Genomic DNA, 22,800 nt, shown 5'->3' on the forward strand with positions numbered 1-22,800 from the left:
GTTTGAATGTAGGAGCTAATTGTCTTTTAGGAGGAGAAATTTCCTCAACCTCTGGAAGAAGAGCCATTTGAGTGTTATAATTTTCAGTAGTAGTCATTTGATTACACATAAAAATCGTCCTTTCTGTAAATGTTGGTTTGGTCACTTACATTTTACTAAATTGGACGATTTTTTTGTGCGCTTTTTTAAAAATAGTAGAAATAAGAAAGGGGCACCAAAAAGTCAATTACTCTGACTTTTTGGACAGCCCCTACTTCTTACACCAACGTACATATCGTTCAGTATAAAGGCGGTTCCATTAAGATTGACGTAGAAATTTGAAAACAATCAAATGAACATCTCAACCTTCGTTGAATCCAACAAGAGATATCCAGGATTTTGTATAGATATTGGAATACATAACGATCTTCTAGTATTTCCTTCTGGAGTTAGCCCATTCATATGCTTTGTAAAGGAACGCTAAACCAAGATATAACCAATAGGTAATTTTCGAATCTTCTTCCTAAAGCTCCTAAAGCGTTTGATGCTTTCTTTCGCAATTCGCACCCTCGGTTCACCGTGAAACAAGATTTATGGAGTAGTGATAGGCAACCTTTCCCTGGTACCGATTCCTCACTGTACTCCACTAAACTAAAATACAACATATCACTTGTTTCCAAGTTCAATTTCAATGTCTTCAATCTGCTTAGTTATTTTTTCATATAAGTTTAATAACTCTAGAACATATGGTTCAATGTCGTCTGCTTCAACATAATTTTGATCACTCGCATCCAAATAAGTATCCCACATGTTCACATAATCAAAGGACTCCCTTATCTTAGTTCTTTCTTCTGAAGTCAATATGAGAAAATACTCACTATCCAGTAAATCATCTGACAATTTCCTATAAGTAACTATTGCCTCATCATTCATGGAGAGTATCAATTCATCTGGTTCCTCAAAATGCATTTGTCTTCCTTGATAAAGAAAATAAAAGCGTGATAAAGTATAGTGAATTTTGTAGAGTTCTCTTAGATACTGAGGAGTTATTTGTTCTTTTTGCTTCATGCCTAATTCTAATGATATTCCTGGGAAGTTAATGCTTGTCTTTTCAACCCTAATCGACTTTATCGTGTCTATAGCCTGTTTAAACAATTTATTTTCCTACCTTTCCATATATACTTAATCCTAATAAAATTCAAAATTCCTATTACAAAACTCTCTGTTATTCTTTAAACGATATATCAGAGAATTACTCCAAAATCACTCCCGGAGTCCTATCAAGTTGTGAAGTATAATAACGGAAAAAGAATGTTATTGCCTCTGCACGTGTAAGAGAGTTATTAGGCTTGTAACGCGATGGCTCTTCAGTTGTCAATTTATTTTCCCATAAGAACTGAATAGCTTCTTCTTCTGTCAGTTGTTTCTTATTAATAAAAGATGCTAACATTTGTGCTAAAGTACCACGTGTTATAGGCTGGTTGGCAACCTGCTGATTTGTAATAGAACCTTTTGTTTTAATATTATACTTAGATGCTAGAGTATAGCTTGGATTTGCCCACCAATTTCCAGCATTTTGCTTTTCTAAAGATGTTAACTCCTCTTTAAAAATTTCGCGGAAGAACAATGTGATCCACTCCGCTTCAGTCAGTGTCTGTGTCGGCTTTATATAAGTACCATTGGTTTCTGCATAGCCTTTAATAATATTTTCATTCACAGCCCATTCCATTGGCTGCGACCAATATTCGTCTGGGAAAAAGTCCTTATACTGCGAGATAGCACCTAATGGATTCTTCAAATAGCCGTATTTTTTATTATCCGTACTAAATACGATTAATCCTTCACTAGACTTCCCTACATATCCGGGATTCTCCGCAGGTATAAGTTCCTTTCCTGACTTATCCATAATACCCCATCTATAATATTTCATAGAAAAAACAGAGGCTATGCCTTCACTAAAATCAGATGTTCTACCATATTGTATCTTTCCTACGACTTCTCCCTTTTTGTTAATATATCCATCTACCAATCTCTTATCTTTTTCCAACGTTATGCTTGCTAAGCCTTCACTAAAATCTCTTGCTACATAATATGTAGGTTTTATAACCACTTTACCTTCTTTATTAATAAAGCCAAATTTTCCATCAATTTCAACCGCTGCAAGACCTTCACTAAAACTATATGCAACTTTATATTTTGGTTTAATTACTAACTTTCCAGATTTATTTATATAGCCATATAATATATCATTCACATGTTTGCCCATTACACTTACACTTGCCAAACCTTCACTGAAATCTTCTCTTCCAATATCGTAGCTTGGAGAATCCTTTATTATTAATTTTCCAGTTTTATCAATATAACCATCTTCTACAACTGCCAAACCTTCGCTAAAATGATTGGCATACAAATATTTATGCTTAATCACTTCTTTTCCAGTTTTATCAATATAACCAAACTTACCATTTAACGAAACAGCAGATAAACCCTCTTTAAATTTTGCATCTAGAACAGCTAAATAACCAAATACCTCATCATATTTAGGCTTAATGACTTCTTTACCAGTTTTATCAACAAATCCCCATTTTTTACCTAATCTAACAGCAGCGAGCCCTTCATTAAATCCATATACATTCTCATACTTAGGTTTAATAACTTCCTTACCAGTTTTATCAATAAATCCCCATTTATCCCCCACTTTTACAGCAGCTAGTCCCTCTTTAAATTCTTTTGCAAAATCATATTTAGGCTGTATGGCAATGTAATCCTCAAAAGGTACTTCTGCCTTCAACTCACTAGGAAAAAGACTAAAACATAGAAGAAAAACAAGTACCAAACACATAAATTTTTTCAATTCATCCGCTCCTCTATTTACTTAACTCAATTTAATAGTTCTTATTACTCAGTATAATAATACCATAATAATTTCATTAAATTAATACATTTATGTAAAAAATACCCTAGAAGGGAGCTCCGTAACCACTCAAACCCCATAGCTAAAAAAAATCATTGCTCCTAGTCCAACGAGCAATGACTGTTTATTAATCAAACATTTGATTGAAACTCGGAAGATTGGCTTGTTCTATTGCCTCAATGGCTCAATCAATCGTTTGATTGAATGAAGTCAGCTATCTTTCTTCTTTGTTCTCTTTTTCTTCTTTCTATTTTTGGGATCCAGGATCATAACGAAAGCCATGTTCGGCGAATGCATAGTCATTTCTTCTAATTGGTCAGCAATTTTTAGCTTGCTATTAAAGAATGATAATCGTGATGGAAAGATGAAGGAGGAACCGTCGCTGAACTGGATTAGTGTTTTCCGGTTGTAGCTTGTGGTTCTCTTGATGTGGTGAGGGTTAAACCAGATGTTATCGATATGGTTAGGGGCTCTTGTTGGAAAAACAATGATTTCTTCCCTAGGGTTAACTACAATGGGACATAATTGTTCTTGGTTGAGCAAGATCTTCGATGACTCCATGGCTCCTGCTAGGTTGTAACCGGTACATAGAATACTGTCATTCAAGATTTTCAATGGGGACCGATTGACAACGAAGACCTTATTCACTTCGAACACGATGGTACATAGATTTCCACACCGGTCATATTGGCCACACATATACTTAAATTTTCGATTAATAATATAGTAATCAACTTTGAACAAGAGTAATCACACCTTTCTTTTTGACCAAGTGTACCTTCCCAACAATTCTAAACGTTCATCATACACACATATTTCATGCCAGACCACCTTTTTATAAAATATTTATTTAAAGGTCCATTTCGTCTAGCGTTACTGCTAGTTGCAAAGGGGAAAGAGAAATTTATGCGGGCTAGAGAAAGGTGCCAGTAAATCTCGAAGTCTCCTATTTGTTACCATAACTCATTCATACCATTTCTCGGGCATAAATGAAACTCCCAAAAAATCTTCTATTTGTAGCGCCCACGCACATCTATCTTAAAAAGGTTGAGTTTATTAGTGTTTATGGATCAAAGAGTAAACAACCATATTGTGACAAAAATGTTAATATTTTTAAAATACCTTCTTTGTTGGCTATTATATCTCCGACTAACTGGGGGTCTGCTACCCGCAAGGAAAATCGAGTTGAGCAAATATGCCGCTCGGGGCCATCCCCAACAACTTTCAAAATCACCCTATCTTGCAATTTCCACCCCATTTTCACCACTAAAACAACGATACCCCCCCTAGAAAAATCAATTTTCTCCCCCTTTTCAACGAAAAAAGTCATTTTTCCTCATTCGACTGGTGCATCCGCAACCTTTATGTTAAAGCTACCCGGGAATAACATGGATTGCGCGCTTTCCTGAAAGGGAAAATCGTGAATAACTTTGAAGAGATCGTCAAACAGTATGGACCGATGATTTGGAAAATCATTCATACCCTGAATATCTACAAGAATCAGGAGGAATTCTATCAAACTGGTTTAATTGCATTGTGGGAGGCCAGTCATAGCTATGATGAAACGAGGGGGAGCTTCTCCAGCTATGCCTTTGCCTTTATTCGTGGGAGACTTTTAAATGATTTAACGAAGCGGCGAAAGCATGAGGACGCTTGTGTCGCCCCGAAGGAGGAATTTTGGGACAATATGGTGGATGAAACTTCGCAGAACCCACTTGAAGTAGAAGCCATTCTATCCTACTGCAGGTCGTTGACGGAGAATCAAAAGAAATGGGTGCTATATACCGCGCTTGCGGATATGTCGATTAAAGAGATTGCCGAGAAAGAAGAGGTATCGCTATCTGCTGTAAAAGCGTGGAGGAAGGGTGCAAGAGAAAAGCTAGTTGAGAGAATAGGAAAAGACAGGTAATAACGATACGATCAATCGTTTGATCAAGCTACGAGAACAATCATACGAACAAACTACCTATTCACATAGTTGTCTACTAATCTTTCGACAAGATTTGGGTGGTGACTGGCACCACCCTGTCGCCTTTTATTTAGTAATAAAGGGGACGAGGGACCTGTCCCTCGTCTCCCTTTATACAGTAATCAGAACCATGGGTATTGACTCATGACGGATGAGTAAAAAATCATGCGCCCTGATACTTCACCTAGCAGAACAAGGAAGGTAGCTGCTAATACATAGTTCAGCGATATCATTTTCTTACCGAACATAAATATAATAACAAGCGATGTTGGAATAAGCAGGCTTCCAAAAATACGAATCCAAAACAAGATGGATGTGAATGAAATAGTTGCAGCGAATTGACTTTCTTCTGCTCCACTTGAGATTAGTGCAAATGCACCAATCGTAGCGATTAATGCAAAAATGATAAGTGCTAGATAAATGCCAAGAATTCGTACAACACTGGAGTCTCTTTCTTCATCTTTTCCTTTAAGGGCAAAATAAACAACTGTTAATGCTCCTAATAACAAGCCAGTTAATAGGAAATTTGCATAGGTTGTCCAATTATGCCAGGTTGGATGAAGTGGAATTGAGAAGTAAACGGTTGCCGAACTAATCACCATTAGAATTCCAAATACGGCTGTGACAGTTCCAAGCCCTTTTCTCATAGAAGTTGATTCAGCTTTTTTCCACCATACATAAGTAAGTAATAATAGAAAGGCATTAAAGATAAGTACAGTAATTATCTCTCTACTTAACCAAGAATGTGAAGAACCGAGCAAACTTGTGTAACTTTTAAACGGATTATTTAAGTGAAACATTGATGTTAATGCAGCTATAACGGATAGTAGAAATGATGCTAGAATAGGTGCTTTTAATACCTTTTTTCCAAATGAATTCATAAACTTCGGTTTTAGCCATTCCAAGAGAACGACAGCTAACACAATCCCTACAGCCCACTGACTTAAAACGGTGAAAATAACTAACGGAAATTCATATGCCTCCATCATAATTGCCTCCTTCTCCCTTTAATGTGTTGCGATGATGACAACATTTGGCTTACTAATTTTATGCCTTGGCATATGATATTTGCTCTCGATTACTTCTATGTCATTGCCAAACTGAGCGCGTAATTCGCTAATTTCTCCCCATTTCAATACACTAGCTGGACACGCTTGCACACATTTGGGCTGTAAGCCTTGATCAACTAAGTCTACACACATATCACATTTACTTACCTTTTTCTCAACAGGATCATATTGCGGTGCGCCGTACGGACATGCCATCACGCATGAACGACAGCCGAGACAGCGCTCATGATCTTGAATGACAATGCCATCCTTTTCTCGTTTTGTATAGGCAGATACCGGACAAACCTCCATACATTGTGGCTCATCACAATGATTACATGACATGGAGATAAAATTAATCTCATTCGGATTGCCAGTTCTAAATTCTCTTACTTTTCTCCATTGAACGCCAGCAGGAGTCTGGTTTTCCGATTTACAAGCAACCGCACAAGTTTTACAACCATAGCAATCCTTTAGATTGATAACAAAACCATATTGTGCCATGTCCTAGTCCTCCTTACGAATATCCACAAGTGTGTTGTTACAGGACTGCCCACTTCCAAGTGCTTCTACTTTGTCGTTCGTCACATGGCTACTGCTCCCACCCTGCTGTTCCCACCAGCCATTTTGAAGTGCAACGACGCCTTCTTTAATGTGAGGTGTGATCACTGCCTTTACATGATGCTCACCGCGGTCATTGAACACAACAACTTTTTGACCGTCTTTGATACCTCGTTTCTTCGCATCATTCGGATGGATGAGTGTCTCAGGCTCGCTTTGGTGAACCTCATTAATCCATGGTAATGTACTAAAGCTTGAATGAATGCTTCTTGGCATCTTATATTGAATGGCCATTAATGGATATTTTTCTACGAGTTTGCTAGTTTTATTTTTTGCAAATTCATCTGCCTGTATATAAGTAACAATTGGACTATAGTTCTTTAACTTCCAATCCTCAACAAAAAGATGGGCTTTCTTAGTCGTTGTTCTGAATTCCCCGTCTTTGAATGGAATAGACGGCGTGGCCACAGGCTTAACAGGTCCTTTCCTTAGCTGCTCAAGTGTGACTCCTATTCCCTCAAGACATGCCTTAATATGCTCTTCAATTGGTTTGTCAAAGGCTTCTCCAAAGCCAAGTCTGTTGGCTAGCTGGGCAAAAATCCAATAATCTGGCTTTGCTTCACCTGGTGGCTCAACCGCTTGTTCCATTAGTTGAATATAATGGCTTCTAACCCCGGCCATTAAGCTGGTGTCTTCAAAAATCGTTGTAACGGGAAGAATAAGATCAGCGTAAAGAGCTGTAGATGTCATTAAATTATCTGCTACGACAACAAATGGTACTTTTTCCAATGCTTTACGGACCATATTGGTGTTTGGCACTTGGGTCATTGGGCTTGTTGTCATTATCCACCAGAAGCCAATTTCCGTTGGATTACTGTTGACGATGCTTTCTCCCAATTTGGAAATAGGGATTTTTGGTAATTCCTCTTTTAGCTCTGGAGCGACAACAGGTGGGTTAATCTTGACAAATTGTGTTACGCCCCCTGCATCACATACACCAGTTCCTGCCTTTCCAATATTTCCAGTCACGATTGCTAGATAAAATTGACTTGCGGCTACATAAGTGCCGTATTCTGTTCTTTGTGCACCTGACATATTTTGAATAATCATCGATGGTTTCGAAAGAGCATACTCACGTGCTAAACGAATAATTGTTCCTTTAGGGACATCTGTTTCCGCTTCTGTTTTTTCAGGAGTCCATTCTACGGCCTGTTCTTTAATAAGGTCAAATACTGTGCGATAACCATTTGGTAGTTCAGCCTCTTCTGCTGATAATGCCACTTGAATGCCTTGTGTATCATGACGTACAAGTGACTTCTTGTTAAGATCATAGACAAGATAAGAATCAGGATCTTCCGGGTTTTCGCGAACGAGCTCACCCTTTTCATCAACAAGGTAAACAGCCCCCGTATGTTCAACCAGGAATGGACGGTCAATTAAATCTTCTTTGATAATAATGTTGAGCATGCCTAGAGCAAGTGCTGTGTCTGTGCTTGGATTAATCGGAATCCATTCATGAGCCCTAGCAGCTGTTTCATTGAAGCGAGGATCAATGACGATTAGTCTCGCACCGTTCCGCATCGCCTCCTCATATTCTTTAAAATATGCCTGCATCGTTACTGCGGGGTTATTGCCCCAGCAAATAATATATTTACTGTCGCGAATCGTATCTCTTGTGTCAACATATCGAAAGCCTACCATTGGATTCATTGCGGCAGCAACAGCTGAACAACAAAGGGAGCCTGCTGGTTTTGTTGCCCCGCCTATATAATCAAAGAAGGCACCTGCCATAGAGTTTTTAATGGCATCCATATTTCCAGAAGCATTCTCAAGCAACAATCCTTTATTTCCTAGCTTCTTCTTCGTTTCATTGATTTTTTCAATAATTAAGTCTAGAGCTTCATCCCATGAAATTTCCTTGAATTCTCCAGAGCCCTTCTTGCCTTTACGAAGCATCGGTTTTTTGAGCCGCTGTTCATGATTCACCCATTGCGAACGACTCATCCCACGAAGGCAGCCCTTAACGTTGAAATCTTCGCTAGCTTCCACCTTAACAACCTTTCCATCCCTCACAAAAGCGGTTAAATTACAGTGTAAGCATTCCATTGCACAAGATGAACGAAAGGTTTCAAACCTTTCCAGTTCTGCACCGTATGCTTTTGGCTGCTCCAAAGCTACATCCTTTAGCACTTGGTAGCTTCCTGTTGATGCTAATGTAGCTGCACCTGCAGCACTTGTTGTTTTCAAGAAATGGCGACGATTCATTTTTGTTCTTGAGAAAATATCGAGTTTTTCTTGAATTTTGTTAGCCATTTTATTCCCTCCCATGATTGCTATCCCATCTTAACCGAGTGTGCAAATAGCAAAGGAACTTCTATTTTTTTATTTGCATCCTTTTTATCAGTAAAACGAAAGGCGTACTGCTGTTGTTCTCCAATTTGTAGAACCTTTAAATTAGCGTTTTCTAGCCACCCTTTCAGCTGCTCAATTTTGAATCCCGACCAAAAATCATGGCTTTCTTTATTTCTCCAATCCTCAATAGTGTGAATTAAATCGGCAATCACAAGCTGTCCTCCTGGTGCAAGTGCATTTGCCATCTCAGCTATTGCTGTTTCTGGATCAAATATATGGTGAAGGAGCATGCAAGAAAAGCCGATATCAACTTTCCCTCCTAGATCGGAAAGTCCTTTTGTTACATCCAGTAAAGCGGGTTCAATATTTTTATGTCTTTTCTTTAATGATTGGATGGTATGAATCATTTCCTTTGAATGGTCAACGGCATAAATCTTTTGTACAAGGGGTGCAAGCTTCATCGTTAAACTTCCTGTCCCACATCCAAAATCAGCAACGATTGATTTCTTATGAACAGAAGCTAGTGAAATAAGGAAATTATTTAATCCATGTGGATATGTCTCATTTCGAAAGCTGTCATATTTTTCAATAAAGCCATTGAAAAATTCACTAGTTTTTAATGAAACTAACTCATCTAAGTTATGGGTGACATTTAAAATATCGAACCATTTTCTAATTGTGCGGCGCTCATAGTCTGATAGTTCCATCTTCATAAGCCTTGAATCATATGCTTCAAGAACCTTGGTTTTGAATGCTTTTCTTGCTCTTTTTAATAAGGAAGTAAAAGCGACTTCCGTCATGTCCATTTTTCTCGCACATTCCTTGTAAGAAGAATGCTGAAGGTCATATAGATATATTGCTTGCTGATGCTCAATCTTTAAACTTGAGAGCAGTTCCAAGATAAGGTCTTTTAATAGCTGAGAATGGAGCTGTTCTTCAATTTCACCATCATACATAAATTCCTTGGAGAGGGCATCGAAGTCGGAAATTAAGTCTTCCTCAAATTTCCTCGACTTTCTCCAGTAATCAATACAAATATGATGGGCAACCTTTAAAAGCCATGCTTTAGTTTTTTCGCGATCAAATTGTTCAATTAATTCTTCGTGTTCACATACCCGAGCAAACGTTTCCTGAACAATATCAGAGACAATCCCCTCCTGTGTATGCCGAAGACGAGATTGAACAAAATTAAACACATCTCCGTAATAGTCGTTGTATAGTCTTTCACATTTACTCACTAGTGTCACTCCCACGTGAAAGTTATGAGAATCGTACGATAAGACCATTGTATGCTATTATGAAAATGTTTCGGAAAGTTTGATAATGTTTTCACATATTCTTAACTCTTGTTTAACATTTTTATAAAATAAATTGAAATAGCGACAGATCTTAAAAAGTATTTCGTTGCAGCTTAGTCCCTGAGTGTTAAAACGGGTTTATTCAGGGACGGACCAATTCCCTATGTCGTTTACTAATCTATCTCCACTTTCTACGTGTTAGTAACTTGCACCCCTTTTGTTCTATGCGCCGCCAAACGCACAAAAGCCCCGCAGCTTTCTCTCTGCGGGACTTTTCTTTCTATATATCTTCCTACAAATAATTTCTATAGATATTATCCAAGTTACCATGTTCCTTTGCCGTTATCATGAAGGGTGCAAGAGAGAAGATGGTCGGGAGAATAGGAGAAAACCGTTAATAACGATTCAATCAATCGTTTGATCCAACTGCAAGAGTTATTCGGGTGGTACCTCTCACCACCCCTTCTCTTATTCTTCGATACGAATGAGTGTAACCTCTTTTTCCTGTTTCGCTTTTTCTGAGGTAGCTTTAGCTGCGATATCTAGTATTTCTTCCATTTTTTCAACATACTGTTCAGGGATTTCATCTAGTAGGGAAAAGATTTCCTTGAAGGATTTTTCATAGGCGTATTTTGCGTATTGCTCATATACTTCTTTACCGGCTTGTGTGGCCTTAATAATAATATTTTTCTTATTTTCTGAGGTATGATATTTTTCGAGCAGCCCTTTATCCACCATTTTCTTTACATTTTTCGAGAACGCGCTTTTGGAGATACCCAATCGATTTGCGATCTCAAGCATGTTCTGGTTCTTATCTTCATTCTCCAGAATATATTCAAGTACTTGAATTTGGGCAGCTGAAAATTGAAAAGAAGTATTATAGGGATATTCTTTCTTATAGGAATTCGCATAGGCATTCCCGAATTTCACGAGTTTTTCAACAAATACCCTGTTTTTCCCCATCCATCCTAGTGACATAGAAATCACCCTTCTCTCAATCATTTTAGCTCTTCAAATTATATCAAAAAAACATACTTCAACAAAGGAGAAAAAATCTCTATTGCTTTCGTTTGAAAAGTGTAGTATAAAAACTATATAGTTTCCATTGGAAACTATACAGTTTTTATAGAGGGGGATATTATGGAGAAGAAGAGTATAAGAAGGTTGCTTGTCGTTTCTGTTTTTATGATTATTGTAAGCGTTTGTTTCTCTAGCTTATTACAAACTTCCTTCGGAAAGACAGAAATTATTGATTTCAGGATTCCGACTGAAAATGGACAGTGGTTGTCTGGACAAATTTACAAACCTAAAGATTCGAGCTCAGACAACAAGGTACCCTTAGTTATTACGGAGCATGGTTATTTAAACAACAGACATATGCAAAATATCAATGCTATCGAATTATCACGAAGAAGTATCGCAGTCATGACATTCGATGCCTATTATCATGGAAAATCAAGCTCGGCGAGTCAACCTGTCATGGAGGCAGTTGCTGCAAATGGGGTGGGAATGATCCCCCTTGTGGAATTTGCCTACAAAAATTTAGATTACATAGATAATGCCCGAATCGGTGTCATGGGTCATTCTATGGGCGGGATGTCTACATGGCTAACATTAATGTATTATGGTTCACAATATTATGCAGCATTAGAAGAAGCGAAGGCTCCGGATTCAGAAGGTGGAGAGGAAGTAACAGATAGCGAACTGAAATATGCTAATTCTTTAAATAAAGTCACAGCAGGACTGCCGATAGGAAATATCCGTTTATCGAGTGAAGAAGTGTTTAGTCAAATCCATGCAAACTTTGGCCTAATTTATGGTCAATTTGACGAGGGGAATTATGACTTATCTCAAGGAAATGGAGATCTCTCCAACAATGCCCCTGAAGGCTTAGTAGCCATTAACTCCATTTTTACGCTTACGTTCAAAAAAACGGCAAAAGAAAAATCCTCAAATCTGTTTGAAGCGATTCGGACCCGCAAAATAACAGATGAGGACATAGCTGCTTTGGATAAACCAATACAAGTACGGTTTACCTAGCAGTTTCATTATAACAAAGGATGTGATGTTAAGAAAGAGTTGTTTCAATTACCAATTAAATACCAGAAGAGAACATTGGATTAGCTTTTTTGGTAAAAATAAAAATAAGAGTACTGGTAAAATTTTACTTTCTAAAAAGACAAATTTTGCCCGTCAGGGCAATACTAATAAAATTTACTCCTCAGAGCTGTAATTTGCGTAAATCACTTGAACTTTTCCTGATCTATTTTTTAAAATAAATGTTTGGTAGATTGCCATTCCGATAATGAAGATTTATATGAATTTGGAATTTTTCAATATTCTCTGTTGAAAATTCCCTTTTTACTTTATTTACACAAGAGACCCCTTTCTCAGATACAATATTAAAATGGCTCAGCATATCAATCTTTCTAATCTCCTCTTTATCCACCTCAATACTGTATGTTTGTGTTTGTGGGTAGGAGGGATTTCTATAAATCTTTACCGGAAATTTATATTCTTCTTCCTGGGTACTCCCCTTTTTGGAGTTATTTATTACATCCTGCGCTGTTTTGGAGAGTACCATAAAATCTCCTATAGCATGGTCGTCAACAAGACGATTGAATAAATGTTCAGTGAATACCGATCTCTTTTCCACTCCAAGAAACTCATTTGCCATTAATATAACGATCCTTCCTAGATCGAATAGGGAGCTTTGGACTATCCTTCTACCTGAGTAATGATTTGGTAGCAATATAGCTAGATCCTTCTTTGCGTGGAACATCTTGCATCTTGTTTCTTTATAGATTCTTTTATGAAAGATCTCTGCGACTTTCTCTTCTTCACAGCCTAGGATTTCGGAAATTTCTTTTTGATTTTTCATCTTAGCTAATGCTGTCTTTATCCATTCACCTTCTTTTAACCTGCCTCTTCGATAATAAGAACTTAAGAGTAATTCAAAACAGAGGTACATATTTCTAAAAGAATCATACAAATCGTCAGTAGTTTGAGATAGTCGATAATATCTTAAACACTGGTCATAGACCGGAGTATTTGTAGGAATCTTTATCATATTTCCTTCTTTATCAACTGAAAATGCTTCTACCTCACCTTCAATACTAATAACATTTGTAAAAACAAACCTAATGTATTGTTGACCTTTCTCTTTCCACCACAAAATATATTCATTATCTATGTGAGCAGTCGATAGATTTATTGAGGACTCTATTGACAAAAGATCAAATGCTTGCTGTACGGCATTATAGGCGGAACTTTTAATAATTGATGTATCAGAAGTGCTAATATTTCCTCTTGCTATTACGTAAGGAAATATGGATGAGCCTACTACTACATCCCAACTATTGTTAACTTGAATTATGCCATTGTAGTTTATTTTATTTTGCGATAATAAAAACGCTGCTCCACAACAATGTGATGATTCTTTATCAGCTACTTTAAGACCCATTAAACTAGCCATTTTATTCTCCTTTTTGAGCTTTTAGACCGTTACCATCCGAAACCCTAAGAATTGAAAACGAGCTAGCCCCCCTCTCCCTTACTCACTGCGAGATATATGCATATATGTAGTGGCTTCTGATTTCGGGTGCAGGTCCTCTTCCCAATGGTGATCTTTCTTTAAATATTTGTCCGTTACTAAAAAGTATCGGTAGGAAACTTCCCCAACACGGTCTGGTACAGGATCATCCCATGTGACATCTAAATTGAACCATTCTCCATCAATTTTTACTTTATTCCAAGCGTGTAGCCCGCTATTTGCAGTCCCTGTTACATACCTAACATCCACGCCCAATAAATTTAATAAGTACTGAGTTGTCTTAGCGTATCCATCACAAACCGCGGTTTGGTTTAGTAGAGTTCCTACTATATTATAGGATTCATAGGGAATCGTATCCGCCTTATAATTTTGATAATCATAGCGTGTATTTAAGACGAGGTAGTCGTGGATAGCCTTTACTTTTTCAAAGTCATTTTGGTTATTATCCAAATGATTATTAAAAATTTCTTTCACGAGCACATTAATTTTTTCTCGAATTTTCTCAATATCAGATTTTGAATATTTATAACGCAACTCTAATTGGCCATTTGTCCAATAACGACTATTAGAATGGTCGAAATAAAAAATTTCCGGATGATCATTAAGGACTTGCTGTAATGTCTCAAAAATTTTATCACTATCATTGTTTAGACCAACCATCACAGAATCATCTAAATTCAACAATGATTCTAGAATGGAATTATATAATTTATCCCCAGTTACATGTATCGGAGTAAGGGCGCTCAAGTCAATAGGATTGCTTTTCTCCACCACTTTCTCCTCTGTGTCTGCCTTGACATCTGCTATTTTTTGTTTTAAACGGGTAACATCTACTTTGGCAGTCCACTCTTCCAGCTGTACTTGAAACTGACTTTTAAAAGATTCAACATTAATTAACTTTGAACTATATATAAAGATAAAAGCTGTCATCAGAATGATTATGCCTTGCATTAAGGATGGAGCCCATTTCCTTTCTATTATTTTGCTGAAGGATTGGGGTTTCACGAAGAAGGACATAATAAAACCAATAATAAAACCTACCAATATATTAAAAACAGGTAGTGCCGGATCCGCGATCATTAACAGTAGAAGCAATGCTAATAGAATGGCTAGGGATATTTTATGTTTTTGCGTAATGAATCGATGCCTCTTTAAAAGCATACATATGTTCATACCAAATACCGCTGCCACATATACCGAAGAACTGTTAACTAATTTGGTAGGGGAGAAATAACTCATATAAAAACTAGCAATAACGCCTATCAACGCAAATAAAAAAATAAATTTAGGAGCCCCAAATATTTTCTCTAAAGAGGAACCGAGTAAAAGTAGTGTAACAACCAAGAAGGAATTCCATAATGGATTTTCTAGGAGAAAACCTGAAGTGATGAGAAAAAACCACTTGCCAAGAGTAGTGTTAGAATGGTTTAAATTCTCACTAAGAGCTGGCCATAAATAGGGACTAATTGAACTAACTAGTATAAAACCAGTTAGCAAACATAATGCAGGGTACCGGAAACATTCATTTTTGATTTTATGGAACATATGGAACACCTCTCAAGCATATGGAAAAAATTGATCGACAAGCTTATAGTTATGTAGTGAGCAGCTAATAGTCTAATCTTGTCTTCATAACTATTAAATTATGCTAACAAGCACAATTTCGAAAATTCAATAAAAGTTTGCTCTTGCCTCTAAACTAACCTTCAAACAGCAAATAGTCAATAGACTTGGGATCGGTACAGCTGTCACCACCCGAAGCATCCTTTACTATACTAGTAAGTCCTTACAGGAAAACACACAAAGTTTTTCGGAGTATTTCTTGAATGGTTTAGTCCCCGTGTCACTAATTGCGGTTGGAAAAGGATTACTAGCAATACTATAGGGGAGTGACAGACACCAGTCCTAATCCAAGACCTAAAAAAGTACGCATTTTTTGACACAAAAAAACCACAAGAAAGCCTGTCGTTACAGCATTCTTGTGGTTTAACCTGTCAAACTTGAGATACAAAAAGAAAAACCCCGCAGAGAGTTTTCCTCTCCACAGAGGCTTTCCCTTTTATCTTAGAATCGATATCTTCTATCATCCGTGGAACAGTTCTGTGAAACAAGAATGTTCGGGGAGTGACAGGCACCAACCCTCCAAGGGGATTATGCAGGACTGGTGCATAGGCACCAGTCTTAATCTCTAATCTCTTCAAACTTCCCAAATGTTGCGTCGCGTAAATCAATAGTGCCGTATATATTTCTTTCTCCATCGATAACGAGAACGTTGGGATACATAAATTGTTTCGGGATACTTGATATTTGGCCATCTGTTTGATGGAAAGCCAGAATTTGTTGTAGAGTGATATCATCTGTGTACGCAAATCCAGCAAATGAATCATTATATCCAGGAAACGGAACCGGGCGAGTGATTGGCAAAAAATAAAACCTCCGATCGGTTATTCTCTTCCCTTCAAAGTACACGTCTCCGCCTATGGTTACTTCATACCGATTGTCACCAATATAATTCTTCGCAACGGTATCTGTTACCATAACGCCTTGATAGTCATAATAATAGCGGTATGGAACCGTTTTTCGAGTTCTCATCACTTCACCATTTTGGACCGTCATCACATTACCAGTAATGGTATGCTCGATGATGCCGGTATCTTTGGTTTGAAAGTACATTGAGAGACTTGGATCATCTTTATAAGAGGTTCGATCAACATACTCAAGACCTGTATCTAAGCGTTTGAAATGCTCCCCCGTAAAACTATGCATTAAAAATAGACTCATATGGACACTGCCATGGCCACCAGGAATATATTTTTCGATGACATTAAATTCATTATGAGACATGAGCTGATTATTCAGATGCATTCTTGATTCGTGAGGGTGGCCAAAAAAATTCGTACCCTCGATGATCACTTCTTCGTTGATTAAAAAATCACCGTCATACCTTCCATAAATATGAAGTTTTGAGTGGGTATAGGATATATGTAAATTTGAATTTTCAATGGTCGTGACTTTTGAAATTTCGTTAAATCCTAACTCCTTAGCCGTTTTCTCAAAATGAATCACATGATGGTCCCGCTCAATCAGTTTAATTGTTCTTGATAAGAATGAAGCGAACTGTACACGGGTCACATTATTTTTCGATTTGAAAGATTCTAACATCTGAAATTCCTAATGCATTTAATGCTTCAATATAGGGCCTAGCTTCCTCACTTGCCTTCTGTAAATCGACTACATGACTTTTTAAATCATACGCATAATCAACTAAAGAATATTCCCGGACCAGTACCATTAGACGCTCCAATGTTAGCGCCATTTCTTCTCGAGTAATCGGTTTGTTCGGATACAGTCGAAGATTATATCCCTTAAAGATGCCAATATCGTGAAGGAGTGTGGAATACTTCAACAGTTCACGGTCTTTCAAATCGGTTGGTACATCGATAAATCGATCCGTTCGCTCCCAGTATTTATCAACCACTGCAATGCCGTTTTTCTCAATGTAGCGCCCCATCATCACGACAACCTGACCTCGGGTAATCGGGGCATCAGGAGAAAAGGTTGTTGGAGAGGTCCCTTTAATCATCCCTCGATTCGTTAGATCCAATACCTCTTGTTGAATCTTATCCGCCAGTTTCTCTATGTCTTTGAAACTACTCGCCTGAACAAATATTCCATTTGCCATAAAGACGATAATAAAGAATCCCAGTGTTGTCATATACTTCATTCTTCCTATCATAATTCACCTCCATTATTAGAATCCTATTAAAAAGTATCATGTATAAAATAGGAAATCTATTGGTAAAGTTTGGTCCAGTACATCCGTCCTGAAATAGAAAAAGTCGCAGCTGCACGGCCTTCATTTAGAACTCCCTTGAGGAAACAAAAGTGGTTTCCTCCTCCCCCACTATCAGTAAATTCCGGATAATACCGACAATAAGCATTGGAAAAGAATGCCACCTTGATTCATTCGGAAATCTCTAGGACAACGGCATCATCCCGATACAAAGGGTACTGTTGCCAAAAATGGTGTTCCGCAAATATAATTGTTTTTTCGCAAATAAATTGCGATTTTGGCAAATATCCTGGAAATTTCGCAAATATCCTCCACCGCCCACCAAAAGGAATGGGAAATTACAGGAGTAGGCCCGGAAACAAGGGGCTAGTTGAAAGGAAATTTACTGAATTAATACAAATGGAGGGTTCAAAACTGTGGATTTGTGCTGACATAATCAAAAAACTGCAATTCTCAACAAACTTCGGATGGAAAAGGAATAATAATAATTAAAATATATAAAACATTCAAATAATTTAAAGGGCTTTACCATTTATTGTAGAAGAATATAGTAAAAACTCATTGGGAGGTTTTATTTTGGCCTTTGGAAAAAATCATATGCTTGCTGCATCGAAACCATAAGTATAGTTATTTTTCTGATAGATGTGTCCGGTGCCATAAGAAGAAAAATCACACTGCTTGAGAATGAGCCATCATTCTCTTTTTTCATTGGCCAACTGGTAAAGACTCATGACCACTAGCTGAGCATAGGGACAATCTTGGTGAAATCCTTCGGACGTTTCTGAGAGAGATCCACTGATTAGACATTGTGTCTACCAGCGGCAGCAGTTTCTAGTGCTCTTTTTGCCTGTTCATGACCAATATCTCCTTTATCTTGTAGAGGTTCTAAGATAGGTAAAAAAAACAGTTCCAGACCCTCGATATGTTCCACAAGGTCCTCAAGATGATGAACAATCCTTGGATCGTTTATAGAACAACGAGGGGAGAAGTTCTCCTCTCTCCCATCATTCCCTACGTACAAAATAAGAATTTTATAAAAATCTATCCATCTTAATCCACAAAACTCAATAAACTCTTGTTGCATATGTATGGGGTTTCAATTTATAGAACAGCCCCTAAACCTCTAATCCCGCTATTCCGAATCCCCCAGGTCCAGCATGGGTGGAAATCATCGCACCAGCTTGTATCCAGTGAACATTTTGGAATCCGTGATCCTTCACCATTTTATCCATCCGTTGCATGATCCTTTCCTCGAGGCCAAGGGAATAGAGGAGATAAAGCTGGGACTTATCAAGTTCGTATTGATTGAGGGTATCTTGTAGCAGTTTCTCGGCAACCTCATCCATCTTCCCACGATATTTTTTTGTAGAAACTAGCTTTCCGTCAACTAATTCAATGCGTGGCTTGATTTTTAGCAAAGCCCCACCTAGATAAGCAAGATTGCTCACCCTGCCACCTGCCTTCAAGAATTCTAAGCTCCCTGGAACAAAGGATAATCTTGACTTTGGAATGATGGATTCAATTTTTTCAACTAGTTTCATCGGTTCAATCATAGGTTCCTTCTCTAGCACCGAAACCGCATACATCACAATCGCCAGTAAGCCACCAGTCACATTCAAAGCATCAATAAGGATAATATCTTCGGAATCCTCCGTGGCAATGACCGCATTTTGAAACGAGGAAGACGCCTTGGACGTATAACCGATGTGGATGATGATGCAATTAGGGAAATCGACCTTTATTCTCTTAAAAAACTCTTGATATTCGTGAACATTCGTCGCTGTAGTCGAGGGGATTTTCTTCGTTCTCTCATAATATTCGTAAATATCCTGTACAGGTAATGTCCCGTCCTCATAATCCTTATCATCCATAATCACGTGCATGGGAACCACCTGCACCCGATGTTTTTTTGCTAATTCTATTGGTAAATCGGCACCACTCTCTGTTGTTAGAACAATTCTCTCCATATATGACCTCCTCTTTCAATTCTTATCCTTAACTATAACTATACAGGATTAGCGTCACATATACAGTAAAAATCATAATTGTCTGACGATCGGTAATCACGGCTGAAAATATCATAAATTTGAACATTTTGTGTCAATTAAGTAATTTAGTATCTAATTTTAGTACCAGGTATTATATCTGTCACTAGTCATTTTCCCTCCAATCCCTACAATTAGTTTTAGAAGAAGGCTTTTTCACACGGGTTATGGTTCTGGAATGTCCTTAATACCGGCCATTCCGTTTCAAACTAGGCGTACGACACCCATAGAATAAGAGCACTTTTCTTTATTGTTTCAACAGATAGACTGCAAAAACAACTGTTTTCTCTATTTACTTATTGTTCAAACGCAACAATGTTTGAGAAAAGAGCCTAGAAAATAAAACTTTCCAGAAATGAGGGATTGTAGTGAATGTGCCACAATTAAAAATAGGACATATGAGTCCAAAATTTCCGATTATCCAAGGTGGAATGGGAGTGGGAATATCATTAAGCGGTCTTGCTTCCGCTGTTGCCAATGCAGGTGGAATCGGGATTATCTCTGGAACGGGAATTAGTGTCGAAGAAATGCGTTTCCATATTCGTAAAGCGCGAGAAAATATCACGGGCGTTGGTTACATAGGGATAAACGTTCTTTTTGCGATGAATGATTTTGCCGAGAAAATGAAGGCTGCTCTTGAGGAAAAGGTGGATTTCATCATTTCCGGCGCTGGTATCTCTCGCGATATGTATAGCTGGGGGAGAGAAGCAGGGATTCCGGTTCTTTCCATTGTTTCATCAGCAAAGGTGGCCAAATTATCGGAACGTCTTGGTGCAGCTGCGGTTGTCGTCGAAGGCCATGAAGCTGGTGGCCATCTTGGTACGGATAGACCTCTATTCGATATTTTGCCTGAAGTTGTGGAGGCTGTTAACATTCCCGTCATTGCCGCTGGCGGAATGATGAACGGATATGACCTAGCACGAGCGATTTCCCTTGGTGCATCAGGAGTTCAGATGGGCACAAGATTCGTCGCAAGCCATGAGTGCGATGCTCCCCAATCCTTTAAAGAAAAATATGTAGCTGCAAAAAAAGAGGATCTTCTCCTAATCAAGACAACGGTTGGCCTTGAAGGACGCATGATCCGCAATAGCTTTACCGAACTTATCAAAGATGATGGTAAAGTGAGGGTGAAGAAGTGCTTAGATTGCCTGAAAAATTGTTCTTATCGCTTCTGTACACTGGATTCCCTCTATACATCGATGAACGGAGACTGTGAGAATGGACTAGTGTTTGCAGGTGCGCGGGTTCATGAAATTGAGGAGATTCTTCCTGTAGATACGATTATTGAGAATATTATGGCAGAGTATGAGCAATGTAGGTTTTAAGTTTACATAGTGTGCCAGTCCCCCAGTACGTTAATACTTAACAGTACTGGGGGACTGGCACTTAAACTTAGCAGGGGTCAGGCCCTGTCTCTATGTGTGTCCTCGTTTTCTTGTAGCATCCAATTCATTAGATGCTTGCGGTCAATCAACCGTACCTGGTTTGAACTAGCTAGTTTTTTAGCTTGTTCAGTAAAGAAACTATTAGTAATCACCCAGCACTCATCTGCTTTATAATGGCTTTTTGCTGAAGCTACTTCTTGTACCGCTTTTACACCAACATTTTTCTTATATCTCTTAGCTTGGACAATAATTTTCTTACCTTTTGTTGATAAAATTAGGTCCGCCCCATAGTCGCCACTTGCTGGTGTTAATTCTACATAATAGCCTTTTGCTTTTAATAAGGCTTGAAGATATTCTTCAAACTTCCTGCCTGACATTTTATCAACTTCCAAAATACCTGATTTTCTGAGTTTTCGTTCCCGCAGCATATTCACTATCAATGCAAAAATTAAGGAACCACCAAAAAATACTATTAATCCTAAAGTTAATAAAGGTTCGGCCGTTAACAACGTCCAAAGTAAGTCTAACCCTATTTTTATTCCATCAAAGAAATCCATTTCCATACCACTCTACCCCTATTAATCTATTACTGTATAAATCCAATACTTTACATTTATTCTATAACTTAAGATCCTTTTTGAGTAGGGGTCAGGCCCCGTCTCCATACGTATTCTTAATCTCGTCCAGCTGTTTCTCGATTACTTTTAAGCCATTTCCAATCTCAAGAATCATATTCTCGCTAGCGATTCTAGCATATTCATCCCCATAATGCTCTGGCATCATTAGAGATTGGAATTCGAATATGAGATTTGCTATATTCGCTCCTATTTCAACGGTCGGAAAAGGAATCTGGTGTATTTCTGGGTATTCTACATTGCTTTGTTTGGACGTCTTCTCTATAAGCCTTCTCCATTCATTGTTATCAACCCCATCATCCATGGCTGTTTTCAACGAGGAATACCAGCTAGTTAGATCCTTCAACATATTTTCTGAAATCTCAATTCCTACCATTTCATTAGAATCTAAGTTCTTAGGAAGCTCCTGATTAGAGTACAAATTCAAGTTAAAAAACCCCGTTTGAATTACTGATCTTTCCAATAAATGATACGACTTTATTAACAGCTCCTCCTCTGGTAATAACTCTTCATTTTCTTTATAGGTTACATAAGGATTTTCACCCAAGCCCCTAAATGCCAAAGTATTTTCACCAGTTGAGTCGGCCTTTACCAACATGTGCATTCCACCAAGGGCTTCCTCCCTAAACTCCTCCACGGGTTGAGCAAGATAATCGACACACCCTATCTCCAGTGATTGCATGAGAAGAGTATTATCCTCTAAGGAAAAACACACCTGACTTTTCGATTCATCTATTTTAAGTGCAGCCATTGCTTCCTTGTCTAGCATAAGCTCTAAATCAAAATAGGCACTTTTGAAGTGACTCCGGTCCATTTCGTCAGAAACTTGTTCACCCTGTTCTTCTTTTTCTTCTTGGTCTGGATCCTTCCTTTCCTCGTCCTTTATTGTTAATCCCTCTTTTTCCTTTACAACACTGTCATCCTGACCACATCCATATAAAGAAAAAACAGCGACTAAAAAAAGTAGAAATAAATATCTTTTCATCCTTATCCTCCCGAAGGCGTTTATTAACATGGGACATAGGGGATAGCCCCACAGTTCCAGTCTCTTACTATTTCGACAAAAATCTAGAAAATCCCCTAGTGATATTCAAATCATTAATTGGGACGAGGGACCTGTCCTCCCATTCCATATTGAAGATTTTTGTGGCTGCCCAGCTGGATCAGTGGAGTTCATACAATCATATGGAAATCAAATTCGGGTGGTGACAGGCACCAGAACTTAGATAAATGAAAAATGACCAAAACAAAAAGGCCCACCACCTAT

General features: G+C 38.1%; 19 protein-coding genes. 3 read left to right on the forward strand and 16 right to left on the reverse strand.

Annotated features, from left to right (window positions below):
- Nucleotides 1–645: 645 nt before the first annotated feature.
- From J2S07_RS19695 to J2S07_RS19710, 4 genes are all read right to left on the reverse strand, one after another.
- Complete coding sequence (locus J2S07_RS19695; RefSeq protein WP_307152115.1) at nt 646–1,134, reverse strand: hypothetical protein; 489 nt, start codon at nt 1,132–1,134, stop codon at nt 646–648.
- A gap of 97 nt (nt 1,135–1,231) precedes the next feature.
- Nucleotides 1,232–2,833 (reverse strand): WG repeat-containing protein, encoded by a 1,602-nt coding sequence (locus tag J2S07_RS19700; RefSeq protein WP_307152116.1) that lies wholly within the window; start codon nt 2,831–2,833, stop codon nt 1,232–1,234.
- A 270-nt stretch (nt 2,834–3,103) separates the two neighbouring features.
- Nucleotides 3,104–3,637, reverse strand: a complete 534-nt coding sequence (locus J2S07_RS19705) for a competence protein ComK (RefSeq protein ID WP_307152117.1) — start codon at nt 3,635–3,637, stop codon at nt 3,104–3,106.
- 319 nt (nt 3,638–3,956) lie between these two features.
- Nucleotides 3,957–4,223, reverse strand: a complete 267-nt coding sequence (locus J2S07_RS19710) for a hypothetical protein (RefSeq protein WP_307152118.1) — start codon at nt 4,221–4,223, stop codon at nt 3,957–3,959.
- Between the two features lie 90 nt (nt 4,224–4,313).
- Here J2S07_RS19710 and J2S07_RS19715 point away from each other — a divergent pair, with 90 nt between their 5' ends.
- The gene (locus J2S07_RS19715) at nt 4,314–4,802 is read left to right on the forward strand and encodes a sigma-70 family RNA polymerase sigma factor (protein ID WP_307152119.1); all 489 of its coding nucleotides are present in this window, start codon (nt 4,314–4,316) and stop codon (nt 4,800–4,802) included.
- A gap of 182 nt (nt 4,803–4,984) precedes the next feature.
- Here the strand turns inward: J2S07_RS19715 and J2S07_RS19720 are convergent, their stop codons facing one another.
- The 5 genes from J2S07_RS19720 to J2S07_RS19740 all read right to left on the reverse strand — a co-directional run bounded on the left by J2S07_RS19720 (nt 4,985) and on the right by J2S07_RS19740 (nt 11,100).
- Nucleotides 4,985–5,848 carry a dimethyl sulfoxide reductase anchor subunit family protein gene (locus J2S07_RS19720; protein ID WP_307152120.1) on the reverse strand — a complete coding sequence of 288 codons (864 nt, stop codon included), beginning with the start codon at nt 5,846–5,848 and terminating at the stop codon, nt 4,985–4,987.
- 21 nt (nt 5,849–5,869) lie between these two features.
- Nucleotides 5,870–6,415, reverse strand: a complete 546-nt coding sequence (locus J2S07_RS19725; RefSeq protein WP_307152121.1) for a 4Fe-4S dicluster domain-containing protein — start codon at nt 6,413–6,415, stop codon at nt 5,870–5,872.
- A 3-nt stretch (nt 6,416–6,418) separates the two neighbouring features.
- Nucleotides 6,419–8,785 carry a molybdopterin-containing oxidoreductase family protein gene (locus J2S07_RS19730; RefSeq protein WP_307152122.1) on the reverse strand — a complete coding sequence of 789 codons (2,367 nt, stop codon included), beginning with the start codon at nt 8,783–8,785 and terminating at the stop codon, nt 6,419–6,421.
- 20 nt (nt 8,786–8,805) lie between these two features.
- The gene (locus J2S07_RS19735) at nt 8,806–10,062 is read right to left on the reverse strand and encodes a sigma-70 family RNA polymerase sigma factor (protein ID WP_307152123.1); all 1,257 of its coding nucleotides are present in this window, start codon (nt 10,060–10,062) and stop codon (nt 8,806–8,808) included.
- Nucleotides 10,063–10,590: 528 nt separating this feature from the next.
- A complete protein-coding gene (locus J2S07_RS19740) occupies nt 10,591–11,100 on the reverse strand; it encodes a MarR family winged helix-turn-helix transcriptional regulator (RefSeq protein WP_307152124.1) in 510 nt (169 codons plus the stop codon).
- 162 nt (nt 11,101–11,262) lie between these two features.
- Between J2S07_RS19740 and J2S07_RS19745 the strand changes: the two genes are divergently transcribed.
- Entirely contained in the window at nt 11,263–12,162 is a 900-nt protein-coding gene (locus tag J2S07_RS19745) for an alpha/beta hydrolase family protein (RefSeq protein ID WP_307152125.1), read from the forward strand.
- A 223-nt stretch (nt 12,163–12,385) separates the two neighbouring features.
- Here the strand turns inward: J2S07_RS19745 and mauJ are convergent, their stop codons facing one another.
- The 5 genes from mauJ to J2S07_RS19770 all read right to left on the reverse strand — a co-directional run bounded on the left by mauJ (nt 12,386) and on the right by J2S07_RS19770 (nt 19,435).
- Nucleotides 12,386–13,597, reverse strand: a complete 1,212-nt coding sequence (gene mauJ, locus J2S07_RS19750) for a methylamine utilization protein MauJ (RefSeq protein WP_307152126.1) — start codon at nt 13,595–13,597, stop codon at nt 12,386–12,388.
- A gap of 78 nt (nt 13,598–13,675) precedes the next feature.
- Nucleotides 13,676–15,220, reverse strand: a complete 1,545-nt coding sequence (locus tag J2S07_RS19755; protein WP_307152127.1) for a rhomboid family intramembrane serine protease — start codon at nt 15,218–15,220, stop codon at nt 13,676–13,678.
- 636 nt (nt 15,221–15,856) lie between these two features.
- Complete coding sequence (locus J2S07_RS19760; protein ID WP_307152128.1) at nt 15,857–16,837, reverse strand: hypothetical protein; 981 nt, start codon at nt 16,835–16,837, stop codon at nt 15,857–15,859.
- The gene (locus J2S07_RS19765) at nt 16,809–17,411 is read right to left on the reverse strand and encodes an S-layer homology domain-containing protein (RefSeq protein WP_307152129.1); all 603 of its coding nucleotides are present in this window, start codon (nt 17,409–17,411) and stop codon (nt 16,809–16,811) included. The genes J2S07_RS19760 and J2S07_RS19765 overlap by 29 nt, the downstream gene beginning before the upstream one ends.
- A gap of 1,172 nt (nt 17,412–18,583) precedes the next feature.
- Entirely contained in the window at nt 18,584–19,435 is an 852-nt protein-coding gene (locus tag J2S07_RS19770; protein WP_307152130.1) for a DegV family protein, read from the reverse strand.
- Nucleotides 19,436–19,911: 476 nt separating this feature from the next.
- On the opposite strand from J2S07_RS19770, the gene J2S07_RS19775 reads away from it, so the two are divergent.
- Entirely contained in the window at nt 19,912–20,838 is a 927-nt protein-coding gene (locus J2S07_RS19775) for an NAD(P)H-dependent flavin oxidoreductase (protein ID WP_307152142.1), read from the forward strand.
- 77 nt (nt 20,839–20,915) lie between these two features.
- Here the strand turns inward: J2S07_RS19775 and J2S07_RS19780 are convergent, their stop codons facing one another.
- Both J2S07_RS19780 and J2S07_RS19785 read right to left on the reverse strand, forming a co-directional pair.
- The gene (locus J2S07_RS19780; RefSeq protein WP_307152131.1) at nt 20,916–21,461 is read right to left on the reverse strand and encodes a restriction endonuclease; all 546 of its coding nucleotides are present in this window, start codon (nt 21,459–21,461) and stop codon (nt 20,916–20,918) included.
- Between the two features lie 85 nt (nt 21,462–21,546).
- Entirely contained in the window at nt 21,547–22,518 is a 972-nt protein-coding gene (locus tag J2S07_RS19785; RefSeq protein WP_307152133.1) for a hypothetical protein, read from the reverse strand.
- Nucleotides 22,519–22,800: the final 282 nt, after the last annotated feature.

The sequence above is a fragment of the Anoxybacillus andreesenii genome (assembly GCF_030813005.1).
GTDB lineage: Bacteria > Bacillota > Bacilli > Bacillales > Cytobacillaceae > Robertmurraya > Robertmurraya andreesenii.